Genomic DNA, 7,539 nt, shown 5'->3' with positions numbered 1-7,539 from the left:
TCTTTTTCCTTGTTTTTTCATCAAATTGAGGGCGATGAGAGTGGAAAGGAATGTTTTACCGGTTCCCACTCCGCCATAGAAGATAAGGTTTTCCTGATTTTTCGTAAACTCACCTTCTAAAATATAATCTTTTGTGATGCCTGGGGCTAGTTGAATCTCCCGCCAATCATAAGGTTTATTTGGAATTTTCGGCAATGTCGCCTGTTTTAGTAGTAAATTTATCCTTCTCTCATCTTGATGCTGCACTTCTCGTTCAAACAGCTTCAGTAAAAATTCCTCATTTGTTTCCGCATGGATGGTATGGTAATTGGCTGGAATCCAGCTTAATTTTAGTCTTTTGGCATATTCCTTAATCATTTGTTCCATGATGCCACATCTCCTTGGGATTCGAATAGGCGGTCATAATGCCTTACTCCTCGGATGGCTTCCGGCATATCTGGAACGTGTTTTTTCGGTTGAATTGGCTCTCGTATACCTCTTCCATTGATTAATTGATAAAATACCTGTTTAATCGATTCTACTTTCGGATGACCATACTGGGAGGCAATCCTCAAAGCCTGTGTCGAAACTTCGAAATCATGTTCTTTTAGTAAAACAGCTAGTAGTTGTAATGCTTCCTTCTTTTCTTGAACGGTACAATTGGAAAAATAATTTTTCCATTCTTCCGGCATCTTTTCATAGAAATCCGTATATTTTAATGCATTTGGCCTTTTGGCCATTAACGTAAGATATGGTTGCCATTTCATTGATTTTTGTTTTGTGCCATATAAACGCTCGTGCTTGATAATCAGCTCATGCTCTTCTGTTAAAATGGCAATCTCATGATAAGAGATCTTTGCCAAAACCTTTTGTTTGGCAAAACGGGGAGACGTGGAATATAAATTGTTTTCTAAATGGATGAAACCATACTTATCAGCCGTGACCTGCTCATATCGGACACATTCAAATTCTTTGGCTGGCAATTGAAGAAATAACGCTTGTTCTTCTTCAAATAATTCAGCGATGAGTCGCTCCTTCTCATAATGCGGACGATTCCAGTCCTTCTCACATTTCTCCCATAAAGATTCATTAAAACTTTCTAGTTGATAGATTGTTTGTTCAGGTAAAAAGAAATTGTTTCGAATATATTTCACCTTTGATTCGACATTCCCTTTTTCATTTCCGCTGGCTGGGTTGCAGAACTCGCATTCAAAGCCATAATGTAAAACGAATCGTTGAAATGTCTCTGTCAATTCTCTTTCTCCGTTTGGCAAGATCGTTTTTACTGCAGGGGAGAGATTATCAAAACGAATGACCCTTGGAACCCTTCCCATATAGTGAAAGATTCGTTTTAATCCTTCCAAGAAACATTCTTGATTTTGAGCTGGCATGACTTGCACATAGGCCGCATTACTGTAAGGGAATGAAACGACCAGGTAAGGAAAATCGACGTATTTCCCCTGATAGAGAAAAGGAGCTTCTCCAAAATCAACTTGAGCCGTTGCAGGTTTCGATTCTAAAGGTAACGCAGCTGATTCACTTTGTTCGAGCAGTTCTTGTTTTCTTTTTGATACATAGAGCCGAACAGAACGATCTGAACCTGTAAATCCATATTCTTCTTTTAAGATTTCATACATTCGTTTCGCAGTTCTTCGATATTTTTTCTTCTTTGTCAAGTCCTCTTTAATCCATTGATCCAATATCGGTTTCACTGGATCCATCACTTTCGCTTTTCTCGTTTGTTTAACTTTTGAGGGATTGAAGTCTTCCATTTCCGCATACTTCTTCACTGTTCTTGGATCACGATTCATTCTTTTGGCAATATCGGAATAGGAACATCCTTTTTGGTTTGCTTCATATCTGATATAATGAATTTCAGCCACTGCTAACATCTCCTTGAATACCTCCCGTTGAACTGTTTTGTCCAACTAGGAGGGTAGTGTATTTGGGGAATGTTGGCAAGTGGTTTTTTGTTTTATAGGACCTGCATAAATTAATTGCCAAACGTTACATTTTTAGTTTGCCATAAACATTAGTAAGCCAGTTGCAACTTCTGGTGATTACAATGCACTAGATATTAACAACTATACTTATGGACCAAACGGCACTGAAAATAAATTCCCAGCTGGTTCTTATGTAGAATTAGGTGGAAATAACCAAACAGTAGTGATTACTGTGGGCGGTACTGATACACCAACTGGTAAACTTGGTGCCATGGTTAAGGATGCAAATGGTCAACTAATTGATCTTGCTCGTGCAACTACTAATATCACTGGTACGACAGTAACTGCAACTCAGTTCAAAGGGTATGTACAAAACATTAAACTTTTAGCCGACAATAAAGTATCATTTGAGTTAACACAACCAGTTAAAGAGATCGATGCTTCTGGCATTACAGTTGCTGGTGTAACTGCTACAGGTGCATCTTTTGAAAACAAAACAATTAAAGACGGTAGCGGAAATATGGTATATGGTTCTGTAGTAACTGTAACATTACCGGATGGTTCACTTGGAACTGATATTGGAACTGGTGCCGATGCTGGTAAATTATATAAAGTTGGCACAGGTTATCAAACAAACACATTAGTGTTAGCTCAAGATTCTATCAAAACAGTAGCTGGTGTTTCAGTGCCTGCAGGTGGTGTAACAGTAGCAAATTCTGATGTTGCAGCTAAAGATTATGCAGCACCGCAAATCAAGAAAATTTACACATATGAAAAAGCAGGCTCTACTAATGGTATGATCGACCGCGTGGTTGTTGAATACAGCGAGGCTGTTAAGGCTGCAGATATCAACAAAAATGCTTATACTGTAGAAGGCTATACTGTAGAAGATGCATATGTGGTTACTGCAAATCCAACAACAACTGCTTCACCTACTTTAGCAACTACAGGCAAATTTGTAGTCCTTGAGGTAGCAGAGAGCGGAAGACTTGATACAGATAAGAAACCGGTTGTAAAACAAGTTGTAGATATACGTGACACTGAGGACAACGTTAAAGCTGCAGAAAGTACTGCAAGTGTAGCTACAACTGATACTGCTGCACCAGTGCTTCTTTCAGCTACAACAGCTCAAACTAATGCATCTAAGACGTTGTTAAGCGGTTCAAAAGCATTCACCATTACTTTGGGTGATGATTTGGCTGGTGCATATGGTAACAGTGCAAAAGTTCAAATCGTAGCCGATGCTACTAATACTAATAAAGTTGAAGCAACTTGGGACGCTACTAACAAAGTATTGAGAATCGAAGTAAAGGATGCCGGTACTGGTACAGCAACACTTAATGATGTTAAGGCTGCAGTAGAAGCAGTTCAAGTTGGCGGTGATGCTGGTGACTTTGTTGTAAATGTTGGTTCCAACGGAGCTTCTACAATTGCTGAAGCAGATGCGGGTTCCGCAGTTAGCTTCTCCGGTGGTAATGATGTTGTTACTTTAACATTCAGTGAAGCATTAAAAGAGTCTACTATTGATACTGCTAACTTTACAAATGACTTTGATATTACTCCAGCAACTGCTGAGGCTGGAACAGCTGTACTTTCTACAGATAAGAAAACTATCACTCTAACAGTTACTACAGCAGATGCTCAAGTTAAAGGTGCATCTATTGCTGCTAAAACTAATGCAGTAGAAGATGCTAATAGCACTGCTGCAGATACTACACCTGTTACAATTAACTAATGATAGTTCGGTACCTGTCACTCTCCGAATTTTGTCGAGGAGTGATAGGTTAGAAGGAAAGCTCTGCGGAGAGAAATCTCTGCGGGGCTTTTCTTTTTCCTGCTTTTTTGATTTTTTAAAAAGAAAAAAAGGCAAAGCGACAATGGCTTTACCCTGAAATGGATGATATCTAGTCATCTCAAACCTTAATCAACACCTCTTCTCTTTTCCGTTTTATTTCGTTTCCAAAGATACGGACCAATGAATAGTAAGCACTTTTAGCCTGTTCGTTTTTAACCGCTCTTTCCAAGTATTGCATTATCTTTTCGCCGCTATCTTCGTTTTCTTGTGGGGATAATAGATCCATCTCCTTTTGATATCGGAGCGAGACGCGATGAATGAATTTGATCCTTTCTCTTTCTTTTTCTGCATCGATTAGTTCGTATATATCCTTTGATTGATGAATATCCTCGAGCAGTTTCTTAAATTCTTTCGATTCCTCATCGTTTAAATAAATATACGGCAGTTGGCAACGTCTATCTTTAGAAACAATAAGATCAAATTTTTCTGATGAAATATTCGTTATATCTAAAATTTCGTTTCTGCTTAGACTGTGTTCGATTAATTTTTGAATGGTGGGTACTAGAGGTATCGAGTGTTTTTCTTTTTCTTTTATTAACTGATTTAATTGTTCGACTAAATACCCTTGTTGTTTTATAAGGTTATGGAAGTCTTCGATGCATTGCTTGGTTTGGGCATCAATTCTTAGTAAAACATCCATTTGAATACACCTCCATCTTAAGAAGTGGAGTGGATCGCGTTTTCGTGAGCGAAATGGTTCAATATTATGTGTGAAAATAACGGTAGGAATTTTACTTATTGTCGGCATATAATAATAAGTGCATGCATTAAGGTGAAAAAGAGGGATATTGTGAATAATCGAGAATAAGTATATTAAACGTTTGCAATTAATGATAAATGCTGACGTTTAGGTGAAAAGAGTGGTGATAATAAAATGAATAAAGAAGTAAGCAAGATCATAAAAGATATTTTTGTGCGCCAAAAGGGATTTGCGAAGACAGAAGACTTAACCAGAGAAGGAGTGAGCAAATATTATATTCGAAAGTTCGAGCAAAATGGAGAAATAATTAGGATAAAACGTGGGCTTTACCGTTATGCTGAATTTGAAAATGACCAAAATGAAGAAGTGGTTGAAGTATCAAAAGTTGTCCCGAATGGTGTTCTTTGTCTTTTGTCGGCATTGTCTTTTTATGAGTTAACAACTTATAACCCGTGGGAGTACCAAATTGCTATTGAAAGAAAATCAAGGAAACCCAGTTTGCCTGATTATCCACCGATTAAAATTTTCTACTTTTCAAAAAAACAGTTTGAATATGGAATTGAAGAAGTGGAGGTAGGCGGCCATAAAATAAGCATTTATAATCGTGAAAAAACGATTTGTGATATTATTCGATACAGGGAAAAAATAGGAATCGATTTAATGAAAGAAGGTTTGCGAAATTATTTGCAAAGTCCTGAAAAAAATATAAGTAAATTGGTGGAATGTGCTGAGAAAATGCGCATCAAGACCGTTTTATTAAAATACTTAGAGGTGCTTTTATAATGGGAAATGTTAAAAATATACCTGCTTCAGTTGGAGAAAGACTAAAGAATATTGCCAAACAAAGCGGAAAAACCTTTGATTTAATTTTATTGTTGTATTTTCAAGAAAGGTTACTATATCGACTTTCCATTTCTAATTATCGGGATAAATTTGTTCTAAAAGGCGGTCTCTTTTTATTTTCCTTAACACAATTTAAATCTAGACCAACAAAAGATATTGACTTTTTAGCCAGACAAATTTCGAGTGATATTCAATATATCAAAGCTGCGTTTGAGTCCATTTGTACGTTAACCGCTGAAGAAGATGGAGTCGAATTTGATGTAAAGGGCATTACGGCTGAACGAATTAAAGAGGGTGCTGATTATGAAGGGATTCGTATTAAAATTCCGGCAGCACTTGGCAAAATAAAAAAGCAATTGCAACTGGATATTGGGTTTGGTGATGTCGTGATCCCAAAACCCCAAGAGATGCAGTATCCTACTTTATTAAATATGAAGCCCCCGGAAATTCGAGTCTACTCAACTTATTCAGTAATAGCTGAAAAGTTTGAGGCGATGATCTCACTATCTGTTGTCAACAGTAGAATGAAGGATTTCTATGATATTTTTACACTTTTATCTACCGAAAACTTTGATGGGCGTGTTTTATGGGAAGCAATATTTGAAACCTTTCAAAGACGTGGAACGAATTTAGAAAAAGAACATCCTGTGTTTTCACCTTCTTTTGCAGAAGATGAAACCAGAATAAAACAGTGAAAGGCATTTTTGCGAAGAATTGGTTTAAAAGAAAATTTAGAGTTCTCCTTTGTAATGGAGAGAATTAGAGATTTTCTTTTTCCCATATATGACTCAATTTTAAATGAAAATGAATTTTTTAAAATGTGGAATTGCCAGACTCTTAAATGGGAGTAATATATAAATGTAACTTAACATTTCGACTTCTCAAGCAGCACACCCTAAGCGCTGTAGAACTTCTTCGCAGTGATTGTCAATGTACTCTAAAAAACTGTTCACTGACTGTTCAATGGCATGAAGATCTTTGTGAAATCGGTTGGCAATGCCAGACTCTTTCAACCATTTCCAAAGACGCTCAATCGGATTTAAATGAGGGGAATAGGGTGGTAAAAAGAAAAACATGATTTGCTCTTCGTTTTTACGCAAAAATTCTTGCACTTGTTTCGCATGATGAATCCGTGCATTATCTAAGACTAAAAGAACGTATTTCCCCTGATACGTTTGTAAAATGCGCTGGACAAATTCAAGAAAGGAACCCGTGTTACAAGCGGATGCCTGTTGCACGACGACCTTTCCATCGAGGACATTTACCGCACCAAATAACGTGACACTGGCATGATGTCCATAGGTAGGGATTTGCTTTTGTTTTCCTATTTCAGCCTACGTGGCTCTCAATGCTTGATAGGAACGAATATGTGTTTCGTCCGCATACAATACAACCATATCGTCGGCCATCAGTTTTTTTTTATCATCTCCATCTCTTGCACAAATGCCCGTTGCTTCTGTTCGTCTCCTTTCGCCAAGGTATAGGTGGGACGAGTGTAGGAGAGTCCAAGGCGGTAAAGCATTTTATTCACCCATGCCCTTGTCATGGAAATCCCGTATTGATTTTGAAGGTAGGATTGAATGATACGAGTATTCCAAGAAGCAGCCATCCCCAATCCTTGTTCGAAAGGAGTGCTGTGTAAAATCATGTGTTTTAACTTCTTCTGTTGTTCTTCTGTCAGATGACTTCCCGGGAGGAGTTTTTTTATCGAGTAACTTCTCCAATCCACCTTCATTAAATAACTGGACATAGGTAGACACGGATTGACGTGGAGGTTCAACATCTCTGCCACTTCTTTCCCGAGATAGCCTTCCATGATCAATCGGACGGCGGTCACTCGTTGACGCAAAGAAGCATCTTTGATTTTTCGTTCTTCTTTTTTTAACATCTTTCCGAAAGAAGTCTCCCACTTCTAAACGAAGTGAAAGTGGGAGATGAATTTCGGTTAGGTATAGCCTAAAATTGTCTCTTTTTTGTGTGTTATGATATAATCAGTTTTAGAAAAATGAAAGGCTGTTGTATCAATGAAATTAGACAATAATAACCATTCAGTGTTCCTATTGTATTATCATCTTGTGCTGGTTGTAAAATATCGCAGACAAGTGATTGATGATACCATATCTGACTATGCAAAAGATATGTTTGTGAGATTGGGTAAAAATTACAATATTTCCTTGGTCGAATGGAATCACGATATGGACCATGTGCATATTTTGTTC

General features: G+C 37.6%; 9 protein-coding genes. 4 read left to right on the top strand and 5 right to left on the bottom strand.

The window, feature by feature from the left end; translation table 11 throughout:
• Together BM278_RS17420 and istA are read right to left on the bottom strand one after the other, a co-directional pair.
• The coding region (locus tag BM278_RS17420; protein WP_143093488.1) for an ATP-binding protein at positions 1–366 on the bottom strand (366 nt) is incomplete at its 3' end.
• On the bottom strand, positions 354–1,871 hold the full coding sequence (gene istA / locus BM278_RS17415; protein WP_013877126.1) for an IS21 family transposase: 1,518 nt from the start codon (positions 1,869–1,871) through the stop codon (positions 354–356). The genes istA and BM278_RS17420, both read right to left, overlap by 13 nt.
• 283 nt (positions 1,872–2,154) lie before the next feature.
• On the opposite strand from istA, the gene BM278_RS17410 reads away from it, so the two are divergent.
• Positions 2,155–3,657 carry a hypothetical protein gene (locus tag BM278_RS17410; protein ID WP_143093487.1) on the top strand — a complete coding sequence of 501 codons (1,503 nt, stop codon included), beginning with the start codon at positions 2,155–2,157 and terminating at the stop codon, positions 3,655–3,657.
• Positions 3,658–3,835: 178 nt separating this feature from the next.
• Here BM278_RS17410 and BM278_RS17405 read toward each other — a convergent pair whose 3' ends face one another.
• Complete coding sequence (locus BM278_RS17405) at positions 3,836–4,417, bottom strand: hypothetical protein (RefSeq protein WP_090952325.1); 582 nt, start codon at positions 4,415–4,417, stop codon at positions 3,836–3,838.
• Positions 4,418–4,651: 234 nt separating this feature from the next.
• On the opposite strand from BM278_RS17405, the gene BM278_RS17400 reads away from it, so the two are divergent.
• Both BM278_RS17400 and BM278_RS17395 read left to right on the top strand, forming a co-directional pair.
• Positions 4,652–5,260: a type IV toxin-antitoxin system AbiEi family antitoxin domain-containing protein gene (locus tag BM278_RS17400; RefSeq protein WP_090952322.1), complete on the top strand. Its 609-nt coding sequence runs from the start codon at positions 4,652–4,654 to the stop codon at positions 5,258–5,260.
• Entirely contained in the window at positions 5,260–6,015 is a 756-nt protein-coding gene (locus tag BM278_RS17395) for a nucleotidyl transferase AbiEii/AbiGii toxin family protein (RefSeq protein WP_244151227.1), read from the top strand. Before BM278_RS17400 ends, BM278_RS17395 begins: the two co-directional genes overlap by 1 nt.
• 186 nt (positions 6,016–6,201) lie before the next feature.
• Here BM278_RS17395 and BM278_RS19070 read toward each other — a convergent pair whose 3' ends face one another.
• Together BM278_RS19070 and BM278_RS17385 are read right to left on the bottom strand one after the other, a co-directional pair.
• Positions 6,202–6,630, bottom strand: a complete 429-nt coding sequence (locus BM278_RS19070) for an IS630 family transposase (protein ID WP_244151228.1) — start codon at positions 6,628–6,630, stop codon at positions 6,202–6,204.
• A gap of 98 nt (positions 6,631–6,728) precedes the next feature.
• A complete protein-coding gene (locus BM278_RS17385; protein WP_244151226.1) occupies positions 6,729–7,208 on the bottom strand; it encodes a helix-turn-helix domain-containing protein in 480 nt (159 codons plus the stop codon).
• A 136-nt stretch (positions 7,209–7,344) separates the two neighbouring features.
• Here BM278_RS17385 and tnpA point away from each other — a divergent pair.
• Positions 7,345–7,539 (top strand): IS200/IS605 family transposase (gene tnpA, locus BM278_RS17380; protein ID WP_143093478.1); only part of this gene is annotated, 195 nt, incomplete at its 3' end.

Origin of the sequence: Parageobacillus thermantarcticus (assembly GCF_900111865.1) — a bacterium.
Classification (GTDB): Bacteria; Bacillota; Bacilli; order Bacillales; family Anoxybacillaceae; genus Parageobacillus; species Parageobacillus thermantarcticus.
The sequence above is the reverse complement of the archived record's forward strand: the minus strand, read 5'-3'. Positions and strand labels throughout refer to the sequence as shown.